The organism is Pseudomonas sp. MF09150 (genome assembly GCF_059862355.1).
Genome location: NZ_JCBCUS010000001.1, coordinates 58,749 through 77,276, shown reverse-complemented (window position 1 = coordinate 77,276; position 18,528 = coordinate 58,749). Strand labels below are relative to the sequence as shown.

Below are 18,528 nucleotides of genomic sequence, written 5' to 3'. Positions count from 1 at the left end.
AAATACTCCGGGACTCTGAAGATGAACAATAAATGGCTGGCTTTGCCTGCACTGGCGTTGGCGTTGTGCGCGACCGGTGCCAGCGCCAAGGAATGGAAAGAACTGCGATTCGGCGTCAACCCCAGCTATCCGCCGTTTGAATCGACCACCGCCGATGGCGGCGTGCAGGGCTTCGGCGTCGACTTGGGCAATGCTATCTGCGCCGAGCTCAAGCTCAAGTGCGTGTGGATCAGCAATGACTTCGACGGCCTGATCCCGGCTCTCAAGGCTGGCAAATTCGACGCCATCGAGTCGTCGATGACGGTCACCGATGCACGGCGCAAACAGATCGACTTCACCGACCGCCTGTATGCCGGGCCGACCGCCATCGTCACCCGCAAGGACTCGGGCCTGCTGCCGACCGGCGAGTCGCTCAAGGGCAAGACCCTGGGCTACATGCAGGGCACCATCCAGGAAACCTACGCCAAGGCCAAGCTCGGTCCGGCCGGGGTCAAGTTGCGTGCCTATCAGAATCAGGACCAGGTTTACGCCGATCTGGTGTACGGCCGTCTGGACGCCTCGATTCAGGACAAGCTGCAAGCGCAGATGAGCTTCCTGACATCGCCCCAGGGCGCTGACTTCCAGAACAGCGAGGGCATCAGCGACCCGTTGGTGCCGTCGGAAATCGCCATTGGCCTGCGCAAGGACCAGGACGAACTCAAGGGCATGCTCAACGCCGCGATCAAGGCCCTGCACGAGAAGGGCATCTACGCCCAGATCCAGCAGAAGCACTTCGGTGATCTGGACCTCTACAACAACTGATCCGCGAACCCTGCCCGGCGCCGTGCGATGCGGCGCCGCGTAGGGCTGTGGCGCATCAAAGGTGACTGGCGTGAATACCTTCCTCAATCTTTTCGGTCTCGATCTCGGGGCCCTGCAGGGCTATGGCCCGCTGTTGCTGCACGGCACCTGGGTCACCCTGAAACTGTCGGCACTGGCGCTGCTGGTGAGCATGCTCCTGGGCCTGCTGGGCGCGGCGGCCAAGCTTTCGCCGCTGCGCCTGCTGAACGTGCCGGCGACCCTCTACACCACGCTGATTCGCGGCGTGCCGGACCTGGTACTGATGCTGCTGATCTTCTACAGCCTGCAGGGCTGGCTCAGCAGCCTCACCGAGTTCATGGGCTGGCCGTTCATGGAGATCGATCCGTTCGTGGCCGGCATCATCACCCTGGGCTTTATCTATGGCGCGTACTTCACCGAGACCTTTCGCGGGGCGATTCTCAGCGTACCCCGGGGCCAGCAGGAAGCCGCCGCGGCTTTTGGTCTCAATCGCTGGCAACGCTTCCGGCACGTGGTCTTCCCGCAAATGATGCGCTTTGCCTTGCCGAGCCTGGGCAACAACTGGCTGGTGCTGCTCAAGGCCACCGCCCTGGTGTCGATCATCGGTCTGTCGGACCTGGTCAAAGTGGCTCAGGAAGCCGGCAAGAGCACCTTCAATATGCTGGATTTCCTGTTGCTGGCCGGCGCCCTGTACTTGCTGATCACCAGTGCTTCCAACTACCTGCTGCGGGTGCTTGAGCGGCGTTACAACCAGGGCGTACGAGGGATGTCGCGATGATCGAACTGATTCAGGAATACTGGAAAGCCTTTCTGTTCAGCGATGGCGAAGGCCTGACCGGGCTGGCCATGACCCTGTGGCTGCTGGTGGCGAGCATCGCCATGGGCTTTGTCCTGTCGCTGCCGCTGGCGATCATGCGTACTTCGCGCTGGGCGCTGCTGCGCTGGCCGGTGCAGCTGTTCACCTATGTGTTTCGCGGGACGCCGTTGTATATCCAGCTGCTGATCTGCTACAGCGGCATCTACGGCATCGCCGCCGTGCGGGCCCAGCCGCTGCTCGAAGGTTTTTTTCGCGATGCGATGAACTGCACCTTGCTGGCATTCACCCTCAATACCTGCGCCTACACCGTGGAGATTTTCGCCGGGGCGATCCGCAGCATTCCCTACGGTGAAATCGAGGCCGCCCATGCCTATGGCCTGAGCGGCTGTCGCCTGTACCTGCGGCTGATTCTGCCTTCGGCGCTGCGCCGGGCCCTGCCGTTCTACAGCAACGAAGTGATCCTGATGCTGCACGCGACCTCCGTGGCGTTCACCGCGACCATCCCCGACATCCTGAAAATCGCCCGTGACGCCAATGCCGCGACCTTTATGACCTTCCAGGCATTCGGCATTGCCGGCTTGCTCTACCTGGCCCTGTCATTCGGCCTGGTGGGGGCCTTTCGCCTGGCCGAGCGCCGCTGGCTGAACTTTCTCGGGCCCGCGCACTGACCCTGTGCGGTGCGTGTCGACCTGCCCTTATTTTTGTGTGAAGTGCCAGCCGGCGGGCGGGCGCTTCAGGAGTAGCCCATGTACAAACTGACCGTTGAAAATCTCTACAAGCGATTTGGTGACAACGAGGTGCTCAAGGGCGTCTCGTTGAAGGCGCGCGCAGGCGACGTGGTGAGCATGATCGGTGCCAGCGGCTCCGGTAAAAGCACCATGCTGCGTTGCATCAACTTTCTGGAGCGGGCCGACGAGGGCAGCATCGAGCTGGATGGCGAGCGTATCGCCACCCGCGCGGCCCCCGGCGGCATGCGGGTGGCCAGCCCGGCCCAGTTGCAGCGCTTGCGCACGCGGCTGGCCATGGTGTTCCAGCATTTCAACCTGTGGAGCCACCTGACCGTACTGGAAAACATCACCCTCGCGCCGTGCCGGGTGTTGGGCGTCAGCCGCAAGGACGCCGAACAGAGCGCCCGGGCCTACCTGGACAAGGTCGGCCTGCCGCAGCGGGTCGCCGAGCAGTATCCGGCGTTTCTCTCCGGTGGCCAGCAACAGCGCGTGGCGATTGCCCGGGCGCTGGCGGTGGAACCGGAGATCCTGTTGTTCGACGAGCCGACCTCGGCGCTCGACCCGGAACTGGTGGGAGAGGTGCTCAAGGTGATCCAGGCCCTGGCCGAGGAGGGGCGTACCATGTTGATGGTCACCCACGAAATGGGCTTTGCCCGGCAGGTGTCGAGCCAGGTGTTGTTTTTGCATCAAGGACGGGTCGAGGAGCAGGGCGATGCACAGATCCTCGACCAGCCACAAAGTGAACGTTTGCAGCAATTTTTATCCGGCCGTTTGAAGTGAGGGAAAACACCCATGGCGGACATCCGCGACCTGTCGATCGTGCTTGATCGGATCGACCAGGCGATCATCGAGGTGCTGCGCCACGAAGGGCGCATCACCTACCAGAAACTCTCCGAACGCGTGCACCTGACTCCCAGGCCATGCCTGGAACGGGTGCGCAAGCTCGAACAACTCGGAGTGATCCGCGGCTACGGCGCGATTCTCGACGAGAAAAAGCTGACCCCGGGGTTGTCGTTGCTGGTACTGGTGGCGTTGTCCAACCAGAGCGGACGCGCCGCGCAGAAGGCCTTCGAAGCCAAAGTCCGCGCCTGCCCCCAGGTGCTCGAATGCCGGTTGATCAGCGGCGCCTTCGACTACAGCCTGCGCATGCGCTGCCGCGACATGGAGCATTACCGGGTGCTCACTGAAGTCTGGTTCGACGACCCCGATCTGCACATCGACAAATTGGTCAGCCACCCCGAACTGGCGATGGTCAAGACCACCATGGAGTGACCCCGTGGTCGCTGCCGCAAGGCAGCGCCCGCGCCCGCGCCCGCGCAGTCACGCAACATTCCAGCGCCTGTCCCGCCTGTATGGCCCGTCGCAACACCGCAACTCCAGCTGATCCCAGCACCGCCCGCTTATTAGTCGCTGCCCCCAGGCCCGGACCTCATTCGGATGCGGGCCCTCTGCAACATCGCACTCTGACCTGATATTCCACAGCGCCTGCGACGGCCAGCGCAGCCTGGCGGCAGCGGCTACGGGCCGCGTTTTTCGGCACCGCCGAATCGGCTGCACGCCGGCGCGCTTTCAGCCATTTCCGGCATAGCCCCCGGCCTTATCAGCCGGGTTTTTCCGGCTCCGAGCCCGACAATGAGCGCCTCTCAACCCTCATTGATGCTGTGCCCATGCAAACCACCAATACCGTTTTGATGATTCGCCCGACACGTTTCTCCTTCAATCAGGACACCGCCGCCAACAACCGCTTCCAGCGCCCCGCGGCAGTCGCCGAAGATGTGCAGCGCCAGGCCCTGCAAGAGTTCGACGGCTATGTCGCGGCGTTGCGCGCCGAGGGGGTGGAGGTCATGGTGCATGACGACGCCGAGGCGCCGCACACGCCGGACTCGATCTTCCCCAACAACTGCTGGAGCAGCCACCCCGACGGCACCCTGGTGCTGTACCCGATGCAGGGCCATAACCGGCGCCTGGAGCGCGATAAAGGTGTGCTCGAGCGCTTGCGCGATGCCTATCAGGTCGAACAACTGCTCGACCTGTCGAGCCTGGAGCAGCAGGAAATCTTCCTCGAAGGCACCGGCAGCATGGTCCTGGACCGCGAACGGCGGATTTGCTACGCCGGCTATTCCACCCGTACCCATGCCCGGGCCCTGGATCAGTTGATCCAGCACCTGGGCTATGAGTTGTGCGCCTTCAGCGCCGTCGACCGCCAGGGCGTGGCGATCTACCACACCAATGTGATGATGAGCGTCGGTACCCGCCTGGCCGTGGCGTGCCTGGAATCGGTGCGCGATTTGGGCGAGCGCCGGGCCTTGCACAGCCGTCTCGCAGACAGCGGGAAACAGGTCATGGCCTTGAGCTGGGATCAGCTGGAGTCCTTCGCCGGCAACATGCTGGAGGTGCACACCCGCACCGGCGAGCCGCTGCTGGTGATGTCGCGCACCGCCTGGCAGTCCCTGGATGGCGAGCAGCGGCGACTGGTAGAGCGTCATGCCCGACCGCTGCCGGTGAACATCGACACCATCGAACGCATTGGCGGCGGCAGCGCGCGCTGCATGCTGGCCGAAGTCTATCTACCCAAACGTGCCACCCCTCTGGAGCAATCGCGATGATCGTGCGTCCCGCTACATTGGCCGACCTGCCGGCCTTGTTGACCCTGGCCCACAGCGCCGGAACCGGCCTGACCACCTTGCCGGCAGATGCCGGGCGCTTGCGCCAGCGCCTGGAGTGGGCTGAGAAGACCTTTGCCGGGCAAGCCGAACGCGCCGATGCCGACTACCTGTTCGTGCTCGAAGGTGAAAACGGCGAGGCCTTGGGGATCTGTGCCCTGGCCGGGGCCGTGGGCCTGCGCGAGCCCTGGTACAACTACCGCCTGGGATTGTTTGTGGCGGCGTCCAAGGACCTGGGGATCAACCAGCAACTGCCGACCCTGTTCCTGGGCAACGACATGACCGGGCATTCGGAGCTGTGCTCGCTGTTTCTTCACGCCAACCACCGCAGTGGCCTCAATGGGCGTCTGTTGTCCAAGGCGCGGTTTCTGTTCCTGGCGGAGTTCCGCGAGCATTTCGGCGACAAGGTGATCGCCGAGATGCGCGGGTTCTCGGATGAAGAGGGCGTCTCACCGTTCTGGGAGGGCCTGGGCCGGCATTTTTTCAAGATGGATTTTGCCGACGCCGACTACCTGACCGGCCTGGGCAACAAGACGTTTATTGCCGAGTTGATGCCCAAGTTCCCGCTGCCCACCTGCCTGTTGCCCCAGGAGGCGCGCTCGGTGATCGGCCGCGTCCACCCCAACACCGAGCCGGCCCTGGGCATGCTCAAGTCCGAGGGTTTCGGCTTCAAGGACTACATCGATATTTTCGACGGCGGGCCGCTGATCGAGTGCGCCACCGGCGAGATTCGTGCGGTGCGTGACAGCCAGGTGCTGCAACTGAGCATCGGTACGCCGGGCGAGCAGGCCGAACCCTACCTGATCCACAATCGCCAGTTCGCCGACTGCCGGATTACCGCAGCCCCGGCCCGGGTGGCGGCCGGCACCCTGATTGTCGCCGCCAGCACTGCCGCCAGCCTGGGCTTGAACGCCGGCAGCTCGGTACGCGCGGTGAGCCTGGCGGTGCCGCAGCAGCAGCTGTCGGCAGCCTGAGCAACACCGCTGCAGCGCGGGCGGGCGAGCGCCGCTACAATGGCGCTCGACTTTTGTGTCCGAGGCACCATGGATATCGAGCTGGCCCGCACCTTTTTGCAAATCGTCCGCAGCGGCAGCCTGGTGGCCGCCGCCGAGCATCTGCACCTGACCCAGACCGCCATCAGCGCCCGGGTGCAGAACCTCGAAAGCCAGCTCAACTGCAAGCTGTTCGTGCGCAATCGTGCAGGGGCCCGGCTGACGCCCGACGGCGAAGCCTTCATTGTCTACGCCAACCAGTTGCTGCAGACCTGGGAAGCCGCCCGGCGCGACCTGCCGTTGCTGGAGGGGTATCGCAATGTGCTGCACATCGGCGGCGAAATCAGCCTGTGCAACCCGCTGATGCTGAACTGGGTGCGACGCCTGCGCCTGGCGATTCCCAGCCACGCGATCCGCAGCCAGGTGGGAGACGGCGCGAGCCTGCAGCGGCAACTGGAGATGGGCGTGCTGGATGCTGCGCTGGTGTATCAGCCGGTGTACTGGCCGGGGTTGCAGGTCGAGCAGTTGCTGGAGGAAAAACTGATCCAGGTGCGCCTGGCCGGCCAGCCTGAGCCTTATGTGTATATCGACTGGGGCGATGATTTCCGGCGTCAGCACGACGCGGCGCTGCCGGATCAGGCCAAGGCCGCGGTGGGCTTCAACCTCGGGCCGCTGGCGTTGCAATTCATCCTTGAGGGCGGTGGCAGCGGCTACTTCCGGACCCGGGTGGTGCAGAGCTACCTCGACAGCGGCGTGCTGGAACGGGTGGAAAAAGCTCCGGAATTCAGCTTCCCGACCTACCTGCTGTATGCCCGCGAGCGCGACTCCGTCGAGTTGCAACAGGCCTTCGACGTGCTGCGCGAGGTCATCGCCGGCGACAACGACTGGTCCCAGCGGTGGTCGCCTTTGTAATCACACGATGGCCGTAACCGACATTGCTACTGCGGCGGTGGTGATGGCCAGCGCAGCCTGGGGCAGCGGCTACAGGTTGCCCGGCATACCACGACGGCGTCTGGTCAGAGTCTGGGGGCCAGCACTTCGCCGATGCTGCGCCGGCGGGCGTGGGCTTCGCTGGCGTGAATCAGTTGTTCGAGGTCTTGCGGGGTGACGTCGAAAAACTCCTGCATCTCCGCCAGGGCCAGTTGCAGGTCGGCGGCGGTGATTGCCTGGCTGTCCACCACGGGCGGGTGGGCAGGGATCGCCGGCGTCGGTTCGCTGGCCGCCTTGGGGTAACGGATGCGCGTCAGGTTGTTATAGACCAGGGCGCACAGCAGCAGGCACAGCGCCCCGAGCATCGTCGGCGCCAAGGCGCGCCAGTCCAGGGCAATGGTCGCCGGGTCAGCCAGAACCAGGGTCAAGGCCAGTGCGCCGGCGGGTGGATGCAGGCAGCGCAGCCAGCACATCAGCACCAGGGCCATGCCGGCGGCGAGACAGGCACTGCCCAGGCTGCGTCCCAGCACATGGGCCGCCAACAGCGCGACCACCGCGGCACACAGATAGCCGCCCAGAATAGACCAGGGCTGGGCCAGCGCCCCGGAAGACACGGCAAACAGCAACACGGCCGAGGCCCCCAGCGGGCCGATCAGGTGCACCGCGACTTCCATGCCGAACACTTGTCCGCACAGCCAGACGCTGATCAGTGTCCCCAGGGCCATGCCAATGGCGGCGCGGCTCCATTCCGCGGGACGGGTATTGATGGCGGCAGGTTTCCAGCGTGCAAACATAAGCAGAGCAATCCAATCGACGGGCAAAAAGAAGGGCTGTCTGGATAACCAGAAAGCCCTTTAACGTTCCAACATTTGGGGGAGGAACGGGCACAGTGTGCCGCGCCTTGCTGCTGCACACAAATTCATAATGATGCTGCTTAACTGCATTATTTTTGTATTTAAGCTGGGTCAGCCAAGGCCACGCGCCGGGCACTGAGGAAACACAGCAACCCACCCAGGGCAGTCAGCGCACTCAAGGCATAAAACATGGTCGGCGCCGGTGAGTGCACCAGCAGGTAACCGCAAATCACCGGGCTCAATGCACCGCCCAGGGCCGCCAGGTTCTGCGCGCCGTAGTAGCTGCCACGCAGAGCATCGGGGGCCAGGGTGTCGATAAACAGAAACTCCGCCGGGTAAATGATCATTTCGCCCAAGGTGAAGACGAACATCGCCAGGCACCAGCCCAACAGGCTGTAGGCCAGGCTGAAGCCGATCAGCCCGAGGATGAACAGGCCGGTGCCGACCGCAATCCAGTAGCGCAGTTGCTCACGCTTGAGGAAGCGGCCGATCTGGTACTGCAACAGGATCACGCACAAGGCGTTGCAGGCCAGCAGGGCCGCCATGGTGTCGAGGGCGCTTTGGGCGTCCGAGGTGACCAGCAGGTACTGCGACAGGTACAGGGTGAAGCGGCCATGGACGATGGTGCTGAGCAGGCAACCGGCGGTGAACATGATCAGCGTGCGGTCGTTTTTCAGGGTGACCAGGGTCTGGATAAAACTTTGCGGTTTGCTCAGGGTATCGCTGCCCGACGCCGAAGGAATGCCGCGCATCAGCAGGGTGCTGAACAGGGCGATAACACCGGCAATCAGAAACGGTGCCAAGGGCCAGGCGCCGGCGATCACCACGCCCAGCATCGGCCCCGTGGCGTAGCCGATATTGGTCAAGGTGTAGCGCAGGGAGAAGGCCTTGGCCCGTTGGCTGATGGGCAGGTTCTCGCTGAGGATCGCCTTGGAGCCGATCAGGAACAGCGCCGAGGCGGTCTCGGTGACCACCAGAATCACGGTGGTCAGGTAGAGGTTGTGGGCAAAGGTCAGCAGCACGAAGCCGATAGCACTGGAGAGCATGGTCAGGATCAGCAGCCGGCGCTTGTCCAGGCGGTCGATGATGTAGCCGCCGTACAGCGCCAGCAGGGTGGCGACAAACACCGCGATGCCCAGCAGCAGGCCGACGTCCTGTTGGTCGAGGTGCAGCTTTTCGCTGAGAAACAGCGTGAGCAACGGGCTGGTGATGGCGCGGCTGATCACGATGGTCAGCGAACAGATCATCAGGCGCCGGATAACCAGGGAATAAGTAGCCACGACCGTGCAGAGTCCTTGTGCCGGATACGGGCAGCATCCATTGAGCCGCCCTGGAGCGCCCATTACAGGCACCTTCTGTGCGCAGCCTACAGAATCCGGCGCATGGCGTAACGCAAATGCTCGTGTGCCCCGGGTCAATCACCCAGCCCCGATAGCCTCAGGGCTGGGGCGTCGAGCCTGCCGGAACGTGCAGCAACAGGTAGTCATTTTTGTCGAAGCGCCCACTCAAGGCTGGTTTCAGCTGCCCCAGGGGCGAGTCGTGCAGGCTCGGCAGCAGGTTGCGGTCGATCACCACCCAGGCCGGGCCCGGCACCTGCGCCAGGGCTTGCGGCTGATCGGTGAACAGCGGCTGCATATCCTGCTCGAGGTGCACCATGAACTTGATCGCCTTGGCGTCCTTGCCCATGCCGTACAGCACCAGCGGCGCCGGGTCGCGCTGGATCAGCTGCAGCGCCGCCTCGGTGAAGGCTTGCGTGTCGTACAACTGGCGCTGCACCGGCTCGAACACTCCGATATAGCTGGCCCACACCGCCAGCACGGCGGTGTAGGCCAGGCCGACGGCTCGCCAGCGCGGCTTGAGCAGCCAGGCCAGGGCGACGGCCTGCAACAGCCCAAGCAGGATCAGCATCGGCGCCAGGTGCTCCAGTTGCTCGGGAAACTTACGCCGTAACAGCAGCAGGCCAATCAGCAACAGCCCGGGCAATACCAGCCACAGGCCCTGGATCAGGCCGCGCAGCCAGGCGAACCAGCGGCCCTGCTGAACCTGGAAGGGATAGGCCGCAACCATCGCCGCCATGGGCAGCATCGGCAGCAGGTAGCGCGCCTTTTTCGCCTGGGGGATCGACAGGCCGATCATCACCACCAGTCCGGCAGCGGTGCACAGGCGCAGCAGCTTCAATGCCGGGCCCGATTCCCTGGAGCGGCCCAGCAGGACCGCGATCCACGCCAGGATCGCCAGGGGGTAGGCGAGGGCGTAGTTGCCCAGAGAGCTGGTGAAATAGTAGAAGGCATCGCTCGCGCCCTCACTGCCGTCCATGCGCCCCATGAACTGCATGCGGATCACATCGTCGACAAAGGCTTGCCCACCGCTGAGCCTGGCCAGCCACAGCAGCAGGGCAACGCAGGCGCCCAGCAGCAACAGGGCGCTGAATCCGAAGCCGAACAGGCGCCGCCATTGGCCGTTGAGCAGGTAATAACTGCAGAGCATACCGGTGGGAATCACCAGGCCGATCGGCCCGCGAATGGCGAAACCCAGGCCCAGCAACAGGAAGATCAGCCACAGCCGGCGCGGCGCGGCGAAGTGGTCATGGGCATACCCCAGGTAAAACACCGCCAGGGCCACCGCCGCCAGCAACTGGTCCTGGGACACGGCGCGGGTTTCACTGATAAAGGTGTTGCTGAGCAACAGCAAAGCGACGCTGAGCAAGGCCCAGGTCCTGGAATAGGGCGCCAGCAGGCGGTAGATCAGGCTGACGATCAGTGCCGAAGCGATGGCCGTGGGCAACCAGGCGCTCAGGCTGCTGACCTGGCCCGAGGGCAGGGAAAACAGCCAGATCAACAGGGTCGAGGCACTGGAATAGTCAGCGTAGGGCTGGCCATAGGTGGTGGGGAAAAACCCCGGCCCGTGGCGCAGCATCTCCTTGGCGAACAGCACGAAGCGCGAGTCGAAACCGATGATCGGCTGCTGATAGACGCCGGCGCAGAACAGCAGTAATGCCAGCAGCCCCAGCCCCAACGATTGCCAGAGAAGAGTTTTCGAAGGGGGACTGGGGAGCGGATTCATTCAGGCATCGACCGTGTGTGCAGACCATTGTTGATGGGGGATAGGCAGGTTGCGCGACTCGCCCCGACCGATCGGGAAGTAGGTGAAGCCATTGCGCGCCAGGCGTTCGGCGTCGTACAGGTTGCGCCCGTCGAAAATCACCGGGGCCTTGAGCCGTTGTTCGATCAGTTCGAAATCCGGCGCCTTGAACTGCTGCCATTCGGTGCAGATCACCAGGGCGTCGGCGCCGTTGAGTACCGATTCCGGGGTGCCCATCAGCATCAGCTTCGACTCGTCGGGGTAGAGCTTTTGGGTTTCCTGCATGGCTTCCGGGTCGAAGGCGCGGACCTGGGCACCGGCCGCAAACAGTGAGTCGAGCAGGACGCGGCTCGGCGCATCGCGCATGTCATCGGTGTTGGGCTTGAAGGCCAGGCCCCAGAGGGCGAAGGTCTTGCCGCGCAGGTCGCCTTTGTAGAAGGCATTGATGCGCTCGAACAGCTTGTGTTTCTGCCGCTCGTTGATTGCTTCCACCGCTTGCAACAGATCGCTGGAGCAATTGGCCGCCTGGGCGCTGTGGATCAGCGCACGCATGTCCTTGGGAAAGCACGAGCCGCCGTAGCCGCAGCCCGGGTAGATGAAGTGGTAGCCGATGCGGGTGTCGGCGCCGATCCCCAGGCGCACCGATTCGATATCGGCCCCCAGGTGTTCGGCCAGTTCGGCGATCTGGTTGATGAAACTGATCTTGGTCGCCAGCATGCAGTTGGCAGCGTACTTGGTGAGCTCGGCGCTGCGCAGGTCCATGAACATGATGCGGTCATGGTTGCGGTTGAACGGCGCATACAGGTCACGCATCACTTCCCGCACTTCTTCGCGCTCGCAACCGACCACGATCCGGTCCGGACGGCGGCAGTCGGTCACGGCCGAGCCTTCCTTGAGGAATTCCGGGTTGGAGACGATATCGAACTCCAGTTCACGCCCGCCCAGGGCCTGCTCGATGTGGGCCTTGAGGGTGTCACCGGTGCCCACCGGCACCGTGGATTTCTCCACCAGGATCACCGGCTGCTGACGGTGGCGAGCCACCGCGTCGCCGACCGACAATACGTAGCGCAGGTCCGCCGAACCGTCGTCGCTGGAGGGCGTACCCACCGCGATAAACAGCACCTGACCATGCAGCACCGCGAGTTTTTCATCGCTGGTGAACTGCAGGCGCTTGGCTTCCAGGCTGTCGCGCACAAGGCTGGCGAGGCCAGGTTCGAAGATGCTCACATGCCCCTGTTGCAGCAGCTTGACCTTGTTCTCGTCGATGTCCATGCAGATGACATCGTGGCCGACTTCAGCCAACACGGCGGCCTGTACGAGACCGACGTAACCACTTCCAAATACGCTGATTTTCATGGGGTATTCCTGGGACTTGTCGCGGGTGCAGATCGAGAGTTGATGGTAATCACGCCGAGGATGACCAAGGCCACCCCCAGGCTTTTGGAAAGCGTGAAGGGTTCATGGAACCAGGGCAGGCCGGCCGCCAGCAGGTACACCAGGGCGTAGCTGATGCTCAGCAGCGAATAGGCGCGGCCCAGGGGCAGGTCGCGCAGGGCCAGCAGCCAGCACAGCATCGACAGGGCATAGGCACAGATGCCTGCCAGCACCACGCCCAGGGCCACATAATCAATGCCGCCGCTGCCCAGTGCGTCCAGCCATTGGGCCGGCTCGGGCAGGCGGGTCATGCTCCAGCGCATGCCCAACTGGGCGGCGCTGACCAGGCTCACACTGCCCATGGCGAAGGCGAAACCGCGGGACCGGCTCATGCGTGGCGACTCAACAGCAATACCCCGGCAATCACCAGCGCCACGCCCAGCCAGTGACGGCGGTCGATGTGCTCGCGAAACACGAAGTGGGCAATCAGGGTAATCAATACAAAGTTCAGGCTGAGCATGGGGTAAGCCACGCCCACTTCCATGCGTTGCAGTACCAGCAGCCACACCAGCAGGCCCAGGCCGAGGCTGAACAGGGCCAGCCATAGCCAGCCTGAACGCAGCTTTTGCAGGGCGCTGGAAGGGCGGTCACGCCAGCTTTCAACGGCAAACTTCTGTGCCACCTGGCCCAGGCAGGTCAGCCCGCAGGCCAGCAGTAGAAGCAACAGGCTCATGGCTGGCTCTGGGGAATGATGAAGATCACGATATTGCCTTGCTCGTAACGCTTGGCGTCCTTGGGCAGCAATTCGACTTCATGGGCTTCGTCACTGCTCTTGACTCGCATCACCACGCCGATGGTGCCTTGCTGGCGGTTTTCGGCGATCCATGGCTGGACCTGATTCAGGTCGACCTTGCGCGCGGCGGTGTCTGCATAGCCCAGGCCGTATTTCACTTCGCCTTCGGTGTTGTATAGCGTCACGTCGGCGCGGCCCAGACGCCAGGCCAGGGCCGATGCGGCGCCCAGATCGTTGCTCAGCAGGGCCTTGGCCTGACCCAGTTCGGCGACGTGGTCGATGATGAACTGGTCGGGAATCTTGTTGTAGACCACCTTGTTCGGCAGGGCCGCGGGGGCCAGGGCCACCAGCAGAAAGCTGCCCAGGGCCGGCGCCGCCCACAGCGTCAAAGGGCGCATGGCCTGCAGCAGGTTGCTGAAGATCCAGCCCAGCAGCACCACGTACACCAATACCAGGTGCTGGGGCTCGTCCACATACACCGGTTTTTTCAGCTGGAAGTACACCAGGGCCAGCAGTCCCAAGACGCCGGCCACCAGGTTGAGCACACCGTTGCAGGCCAGGAGTCGGGTCTTGCCGGCGGCCAGGCGGTCCATCAGGGTGTTGCCCATCAACAGTGCCAGGGGCAGCAGGCACGGCAGGATATAGGCCGGCAGCTTGCCTTTGCTCAGGCTGAAGAAGGCCAGGGGCAGTACCAGCCACAGCAGCAGGAAACCGCTGCTGTTCAGGCGCCGCTGTTGCCAGGCCTGTTTCAGGCTGGCTGGCAGCAGCAGGACCCAGGGCACGCTGAAACCCACCAGCAACGGCAAGTAGTACCACCAGGGTGAGGCGTGCTGGGCATCGTCCCCGGCAAAGCGTCGGATATGCTCGTGCCAGAAGAAGAAGCGCCAGTAATCCGGTTCCTGGGCGTGCACCGCCAGGGCCCAGGGCAGGCTGATCAGGATTGCGACCAATACGCCGATGCCGCCGTAGATCAGCAGCGAGCGCAGGCGCTTCTGCCAGACCGCGTAGGGCAGGGCCACCAGCACCGGCAGCAGCCAGGCGAGAAAGCCCTTGGTCATGAAGCCCATGCCGCAGGCCAGGCCCAGCACGACCCAGGCCAGCACCTGGCCGCGTGGGGTGCGGCAATCGAAGGTAAACCACAGCGCCACCAGGCTCAGGTTGACCCAGAAGGTGAACTGCGGATCGAGGTTGGCGTAGCCGGCTTGCGCCGCAACCACGGTAAAGCTCATGTAGAGCAGGGCGCTGGCCAGGCTCTTGCGCGGATCGTTCCACAGGCGCCGGGCCAGCAGATAGGCCAGGACCACGCTGAGGCCGGTGCTCAGGGCCGAGGCCACGCGCACGCCAAACAGGTTGTCGCCGAACAGCGCCTGGCCGATGGCGATCATCCAGTAACCGGCCACCGGCTTCTCGAAGTAACGGATGCCCATGAAGTGCGGGCTGGCCCAGTTGCCACTGTGGAGCATTTCCTGGCTGATCTGCGCGTAGCGGGTCTCGTCCGGGATCCACAGGCCATGGGTGGCCAGCGGCGCCAGGTAGAACAGGCCGAAGGCAATCAGCAGTAAGGGCAGGGCCCAGTGTCTACTCATGCGCCCTGTACTCCCAGCCAGCCTTCACGGCCTTCGAGGGCGCCGCGCACCACCTGCCCCTGGGGCAGGCTGGACAGGTCCGCGGGGAGCAGCTGCCCCAGGGGTTGGAACTGGATGTCGCGTTGCTGGGCACTGGCCAGCAACTGACGGAAATCATTGGCCATCAGAATCCCTTCTACCTCGGCATGAATGGTGTAGGCGTTGAGCTTGTCAGGGCTGAACCGATCCAGAATAAACGCGTTGAAATCCTGCGCTGCCACCACCGGCCCGACCACTTCATCGAAGGTCGGCAGGTCCACCGGGATCTGCGGCGCACCAAGGCTGCCGTCCGCCAGCCGCGGCTGGAAGATCGAATCGCCACGGCAATCGCTGTTGTAGCGCAGGCCGAAGGTCTGCTTGGCCTCGATCACACGCTCGTCGGCACGCCAGCCGGCGCTTGCCGAACAGTCGACGCGCTGGCCAAGAATGTCATTGAGGGTGTCGAGACCCTGGCGGATCTGCTCGATCAGTTGCGCCTGGCTCCAGCGCCCGGCGTTGGCCTGCCAGCCATGGTGATCCCAGGCGTGCAGGCCGACCTCATGACCGGCGGCCAGGGCCTGGCGCATCAGATGCCCCAGGTCGCGGCCAATGGGTTTGCCCGGCCACGCGGTGCCGGCCAGCAGGATGTCCCAGCCGTAGAGCCCCGCTGCATTGGAACGGAGCATCTTCCACAGGAACTGCGGACGAATCAGGCGCCATAAATGGCGCCCCATGTTGTCCGGACCGACGCTGAAGAAGAAGGTCGCCTTGACCCCGGCTTCATCCAGCAGTTCGAGCAACCGCGGCACCCCATCACGGGTGCCACGATAGGTGTCGACATCGATGCGCAGACCTGCCTGCATCAACGTTTGTCCGCGATTTCGAGCATGGCTTCACGCAGGAAGAAATCCAGCGTATTGCCGATGGTTTCGCTCATCTCCACGGTCGGCTCCCAGTTCAGCAGGCGCTTGGCGTTGGCGATGCTTGGCTTGCGGTGCTCCACGTCCTGGTAACCGGCACCGTAGAACGCCTTGCTCTCGACATCGCGGAAGCCGGCGAACGGCGGGAAGTTGGCCCGCAGCGGGTGGGCTTCGAACTGACGCAGCAGCTCTTCGCCGAGCTGGCGGATGCTGGCTTCGTTGTCCGGGTTGCCGATGTTGATGATCTGACCGTTGCAGGCGTCATTGTCGTTGTCGATGATCCGCGCCAGGGCTTCGATGCCGTCGGCGATGTCGGTGAAGCAGCGTTTCTGCTCGCCGCCGTCGAACAAGCGGATCGGCGTGCCTTCCACCAGGTTCAGGATCAGTTGGGTAATGGCTCGGGAGCTGCCGATACGCGCCGAATCCAGGCGGTCCAGGCGCGGGCCCATCCAGTTGAACGGACGGAACAGGGTGAAGTTCAGGCCCTTGGCGCCGTAGGCCCAGATCACCCGGTCCAGCAGTTGCTTGGACACTGAGTAGATCCAGCGCTGCTTGTTGATCGGGCCGACGATCAGGTTCGAGGTGTCTTCGTCGAAGTTCTTGTCCTGGCACATGCCATAGACTTCGGAGGTCGAGGGGAAGATCACGCGCTTGTTGTACTTGACGCAGTAGCGCACCAGCTTGAGGTTTTCCTCGAAGTCGAGCTCGAACACACGCAGCGGGTTGCGGGTGTATTCGATCGGGGTGGCGATAGCTACCAGGGGCAGGACCACGTCGCACTTCTTGATGTGGTACTCGATCCACTCCGAGTGGATGCTGATGTCGCCTTCGACGAAGTGGAAGTTGGGGTGGCTGCGCAGGCGCTCGATGGCGTCAGAGCCGATGTCCAGGCCGTAGACTTCGTACTTGTCGTCACGCAGCAGGCGCTCGGACAGGTGGTTGCCGATAAAACCGTTGACCCCCAGGATCAGCACCCGGGTCCGGCGTGGTGCACGACCGGATTCCGCACCGCGCAGCACCGAGCCATCCACCAGCCCCAGCTCGTTGGCCAGTTGCGGGCCGCTCAGGTACAGGCCGTTTTCATTGCGCTGGCCGGCGTTGATCACCAACGAGTCCTGGCCGCAGGCGATGCGCAGCGGGTCGACACTGATCACCCGGCCCGGGGCCAGGCCTTCATTGCCCTTGACCACGTCGGCGCTCCAGACAATCAGCTTGTGCTCGCCCACGGCGCAGAACGCGCCCGGGTACGGCTTGGTCACGGCGCGAACCAGGTTGAACAGCTGCTCGGCGCTGTTCTTCCACAGCAGCTTGCCATCAGCCGGGGTACGGCGGCCGAACGTGGTGACCTTGGACTCGTCCTGGGCGGTCTCGCTGATTTTGCCCTGGGCCAGCAGCGGCAGGGTGTCATGCAGCAGGCTGGAAGCGGCGTTACGCAGTTTGGCGTGCAGGGTCAGGGCGGTGTCGGTGCGGTCGATGGCCACGCGCTCCTGGGCAATGATCGCCCCGGCATCGGCGCGCTTGACCATGCGGTGCAGGGTCACGCCGGTTTCGGTTTCGCCATTGACCAGCACCCAGTTCGCCGGAGCACGGCCGCGATAGCGGGGCAGCAGCGAGCCGTGCAGGTTGAACGCACCTTTGCCGGCGGTGGCCAGCAGGGCTTCGCTCAGCAGGTTGCGGTAATAGAAGGAGAACAGGTAGTCGGGGTTGAGCTTGGCGATGCGCTCGATCCACAGCGGGTGGTTGGCGTCTTCCGGCGCATGCACCGGGATGCCCTTGAGGGAGCACAACTGGGCCACGGAGCCGTAGAAGGTGTTTTCTTTCGGATCGTCGGCATGGGTGAATACCGCGGCTATCTCGTAACCCGCGGCGAGCAGGGCTTCGATGCCGGCACAGCCGATATCGTGGTAGGCGAAGACGACAGCTTTATTGCTCATGGCGAAACCTGATCAGAGAGAGTGGAAGTAAGACCGTCGACAGTGACAACGGGAGCAGGGGCGGCAGGTTGACTGCGCAAGACTTTTTCGATGAAGAAGCGTGGCCGGGCACGAACGTCGCTGTACATGCGCCCCAGGTATTCACCCAGCAGGCCCATGCCGATGAACTGGCCACCGGTGAATACGAAGAGCACCGCGAACAGCACAAAAGTGCCGTCGCCCGCCCATTCGGCACCAAACACCAGGCGCAACAGGATCAGGGCGAAGGCGAACAGCATGCCCAGCGCCGCCATGCTGAAGCCGATGATGCTCAGCAGGCGCAAGGGGGTCGTGGTCATGCAGGTGATCAGGTCGAACATCAGGTTGACCAGACGCATCGGGCTGTATTTCGAATCGCCGTGCTCGCGCTCGGCATGCTCCACCAGGACCTCGGTGGTATGGCGGGCAAAGCTGTTGGCCAGGATCGGAATAAAGGTGCTGCGCTCGCGGCAGGCGAGCATGGCGTCGACGATGGTGCGGCGGTAGGCGCGCAGCATGCAGCCGTAGTCGCTCATGGCCACCCCGGTGGAGCGCTGCACTGCGAGGTTGATCAGCTTCGACGGCCAGCGGCGGAAGGCCGAGTCCTGGCGATTGTTGCGCACCGTGCCGACCACGTCATAGCCCAGCTCGGCCTGGGCCACCAGGCGCGGGATTTCTTCCGGCGGGTTCTGCAGGTCGGCGTCGAGGGTAATCACCACATCGCCACGGGCCTGTTCGAAACCGGCCATGATCGCCGCATGCTGCCCGTAGTTGCGGTTGAGGATCACCGCTACCACCGGGCTGCCTTCGCGCTCGGCGGCGGCTTGCAGGATGTTCGCCGACTCGTCGCGGCTGCCGTCGTCGACCAGCACGATTTCGAAGTTGTGCTTGAGCAGGCGACAGGCTGCTTCAGTGCGACGCAGCAGTTCGGGGAGGCTCTCTTCTTCGTTGTAGACCGGGATCACGATCGACACGAACTGAATTGGATAAGGTTTCAAAGG

18 protein-coding genes are annotated in these 18,528 nt (G+C 63.7%); 8 read left to right on the top strand and 10 right to left on the bottom strand.

Going from position 1 to position 18,528, the window contains the following annotated elements; genetic code table 11:
• The first annotated feature begins 21 nt into the window (after window positions 1-21).
• The 8 genes from AC19YX_RS00325 to AC19YX_RS00290 all read left to right on the top strand — a co-directional run bounded on the left by AC19YX_RS00325 (window position 22) and on the right by AC19YX_RS00290 (window position 6,931).
• Window positions 22-801 (top strand): transporter substrate-binding domain-containing protein, encoded by a 780-nt coding sequence (locus AC19YX_RS00325; RefSeq protein ID WP_500605374.1) that lies wholly within the window; start codon window positions 22-24, stop codon window positions 799-801.
• A gap of 70 nt (window positions 802-871) precedes the next feature.
• Window positions 872-1,597 carry an ABC transporter permease gene (locus tag AC19YX_RS00320; RefSeq protein WP_078473380.1) on the top strand — a complete coding sequence of 242 codons (726 nt, stop codon included), beginning with the start codon at window positions 872-874 and terminating at the stop codon, window positions 1,595-1,597.
• A complete protein-coding gene (locus tag AC19YX_RS00315) occupies window positions 1,594-2,304 on the top strand; it encodes an ABC transporter permease (protein WP_500605373.1) in 711 nt (236 codons plus the stop codon). The genes AC19YX_RS00320 and AC19YX_RS00315 overlap by 4 nt, the downstream gene beginning before the upstream one ends.
• A gap of 78 nt (window positions 2,305-2,382) precedes the next feature.
• Window positions 2,383-3,144: an ABC transporter ATP-binding protein gene (locus AC19YX_RS00310; protein ID WP_078473378.1), complete on the top strand. Its 762-nt coding sequence runs from the start codon at window positions 2,383-2,385 to the stop codon at window positions 3,142-3,144.
• Between the two features lie 12 nt (window positions 3,145-3,156).
• Entirely contained in the window at window positions 3,157-3,636 is a 480-nt protein-coding gene (locus AC19YX_RS00305) for an Lrp/AsnC family transcriptional regulator (RefSeq protein ID WP_007974731.1), read from the top strand.
• A gap of 395 nt (window positions 3,637-4,031) precedes the next feature.
• Window positions 4,032-4,970 carry a citrulline utilization hydrolase CtlX gene (gene ctlX / locus AC19YX_RS00300; RefSeq protein WP_500605372.1) on the top strand — a complete coding sequence of 313 codons (939 nt, stop codon included), beginning with the start codon at window positions 4,032-4,034 and terminating at the stop codon, window positions 4,968-4,970.
• Window positions 4,967-6,001: an arginine N-succinyltransferase gene (astA, locus tag AC19YX_RS00295; RefSeq protein ID WP_078473376.1), complete on the top strand. Its 1,035-nt coding sequence runs from the start codon at window positions 4,967-4,969 to the stop codon at window positions 5,999-6,001. The genes ctlX and astA overlap by 4 nt, the downstream gene beginning before the upstream one ends.
• A gap of 69 nt (window positions 6,002-6,070) precedes the next feature.
• Window positions 6,071-6,931 (top strand): LysR family transcriptional regulator, encoded by an 861-nt coding sequence (locus tag AC19YX_RS00290; RefSeq protein WP_078473375.1) that lies wholly within the window; start codon window positions 6,071-6,073, stop codon window positions 6,929-6,931.
• Between the two features lie 104 nt (window positions 6,932-7,035).
• Here AC19YX_RS00290 and AC19YX_RS00285 read toward each other — a convergent pair whose 3' ends face one another.
• From AC19YX_RS00285 to arnC, 10 genes are all read right to left on the bottom strand, one after another.
• The gene (locus tag AC19YX_RS00285; protein ID WP_500603116.1) at window positions 7,036-7,743 is read right to left on the bottom strand and encodes an HPP family protein; all 708 of its coding nucleotides are present in this window, start codon (window positions 7,741-7,743) and stop codon (window positions 7,036-7,038) included.
• A gap of 161 nt (window positions 7,744-7,904) precedes the next feature.
• Window positions 7,905-9,083 carry an MFS transporter gene (locus tag AC19YX_RS00280; protein ID WP_500605371.1) on the bottom strand — a complete coding sequence of 393 codons (1,179 nt, stop codon included), beginning with the start codon at window positions 9,081-9,083 and terminating at the stop codon, window positions 7,905-7,907.
• 157 nt (window positions 9,084-9,240) lie between these two features.
• Window positions 9,241-10,866, bottom strand: coding sequence for an ArnT family glycosyltransferase (locus AC19YX_RS00275; RefSeq protein ID WP_500605370.1), 1,626 nt, complete (start codon window positions 10,864-10,866; stop codon window positions 9,241-9,243).
• On the bottom strand, window positions 10,867-12,240 hold the full coding sequence (locus tag AC19YX_RS00270; RefSeq protein ID WP_078472906.1) for a UDP-glucose dehydrogenase family protein: 1,374 nt from the start codon (window positions 12,238-12,240) through the stop codon (window positions 10,867-10,869). It abuts the gene before it with no gap.
• Complete coding sequence (arnF, locus tag AC19YX_RS00265; RefSeq protein ID WP_078472907.1) at window positions 12,237-12,650, bottom strand: 4-amino-4-deoxy-L-arabinose-phosphoundecaprenol flippase subunit ArnF; 414 nt, start codon at window positions 12,648-12,650, stop codon at window positions 12,237-12,239. The genes AC19YX_RS00270 and arnF overlap by 4 nt, the downstream gene beginning before the upstream one ends.
• Window positions 12,647-12,991 carry a 4-amino-4-deoxy-L-arabinose-phosphoundecaprenol flippase subunit ArnE gene (arnE, locus tag AC19YX_RS00260; protein WP_020297497.1) on the bottom strand — a complete coding sequence of 115 codons (345 nt, stop codon included), beginning with the start codon at window positions 12,989-12,991 and terminating at the stop codon, window positions 12,647-12,649. The genes arnF and arnE overlap by 4 nt, the downstream gene beginning before the upstream one ends.
• Window positions 12,988-14,637 (bottom strand): lipid IV(A) 4-amino-4-deoxy-L-arabinosyltransferase, encoded by a 1,650-nt coding sequence (arnT, locus tag AC19YX_RS00255; protein ID WP_500605369.1) that lies wholly within the window; start codon window positions 14,635-14,637, stop codon window positions 12,988-12,990. The genes arnE and arnT overlap by 4 nt, the downstream gene beginning before the upstream one ends.
• A complete protein-coding gene (arnD, locus tag AC19YX_RS00250) occupies window positions 14,634-15,518 on the bottom strand; it encodes a 4-deoxy-4-formamido-L-arabinose-phosphoundecaprenol deformylase (RefSeq protein ID WP_500605368.1) in 885 nt (294 codons plus the stop codon). The genes arnT and arnD overlap by 4 nt, the downstream gene beginning before the upstream one ends.
• Window positions 15,518-17,509: a bifunctional UDP-4-amino-4-deoxy-L-arabinose formyltransferase/UDP-glucuronic acid oxidase ArnA gene (gene arnA / locus AC19YX_RS00245; RefSeq protein ID WP_500605367.1), complete on the bottom strand. Its 1,992-nt coding sequence runs from the start codon at window positions 17,507-17,509 to the stop codon at window positions 15,518-15,520. The genes arnD and arnA overlap by 1 nt, the downstream gene beginning before the upstream one ends.
• Complete coding sequence (arnC, locus tag AC19YX_RS00240) at window positions 17,506-18,525, bottom strand: undecaprenyl-phosphate 4-deoxy-4-formamido-L-arabinose transferase (RefSeq protein WP_500605366.1); 1,020 nt, start codon at window positions 18,523-18,525, stop codon at window positions 17,506-17,508. Before arnC ends, arnA begins: the two co-directional genes overlap by 4 nt.
• Window positions 18,526-18,528 lie beyond the last annotated feature (3 nt).

Bases quoted from the DNA above. Each gene is read 5' to 3' on its own strand.
- AC19YX_RS00325 (WP_500605374.1), top strand. From the start codon at position 22: ATGAACAATAAATGGCTGGCTTTGCCTGCACTGGCGTTGGCGTTGTGC.
- AC19YX_RS00315 (WP_500605373.1), top strand. From the start codon at position 1,594: ATGATCGAACTGATTCAGGAATACTGGAAAGCCTTTCTGTTCAGCGAT.
- AC19YX_RS00310 (WP_078473378.1), top strand. From the start codon at position 2,383: ATGTACAAACTGACCGTTGAAAATCTCTACAAGCGATTTGGTGACAAC.
- AC19YX_RS00305 (WP_007974731.1), top strand. From the start codon at position 3,157: ATGGCGGACATCCGCGACCTGTCGATCGTGCTTGATCGGATCGACCAG.
- ctlX (WP_500605372.1), top strand. From the start codon at position 4,032: ATGCAAACCACCAATACCGTTTTGATGATTCGCCCGACACGTTTCTCC.
- astA (WP_078473376.1), top strand. From the start codon at position 4,967: ATGATCGTGCGTCCCGCTACATTGGCCGACCTGCCGGCCTTGTTGACC.
- AC19YX_RS00290 (WP_078473375.1), top strand. From the start codon at position 6,071: ATGGATATCGAGCTGGCCCGCACCTTTTTGCAAATCGTCCGCAGCGGC.
- AC19YX_RS00285 (WP_500603116.1), bottom strand. From the start codon at position 7,743: ATGTTTGCACGCTGGAAACCTGCCGCCATCAATACCCGTCCCGCGGAA.
- AC19YX_RS00275 (WP_500605370.1), bottom strand. From the start codon at position 10,866: ATGAATCCGCTCCCCAGTCCCCCTTCGAAAACTCTTCTCTGGCAATCG.
- AC19YX_RS00270 (WP_078472906.1), bottom strand. From the start codon at position 12,240: ATGAAAATCAGCGTATTTGGAAGTGGTTACGTCGGTCTCGTACAGGCC.
- arnF (WP_078472907.1), bottom strand. From the start codon at position 12,650: ATGAGCCGGTCCCGCGGTTTCGCCTTCGCCATGGGCAGTGTGAGCCTG.
- arnE (WP_020297497.1), bottom strand. From the start codon at position 12,991: ATGAGCCTGTTGCTTCTACTGCTGGCCTGCGGGCTGACCTGCCTGGGC.
- arnT (WP_500605369.1), bottom strand. From the start codon at position 14,637: ATGAGTAGACACTGGGCCCTGCCCTTACTGCTGATTGCCTTCGGCCTG.
- arnD (WP_500605368.1), bottom strand. From the start codon at position 15,518: ATGCAGGCAGGTCTGCGCATCGATGTCGACACCTATCGTGGCACCCGT.
- arnA (WP_500605367.1), bottom strand. From the start codon at position 17,509: ATGAGCAATAAAGCTGTCGTCTTCGCCTACCACGATATCGGCTGTGCC.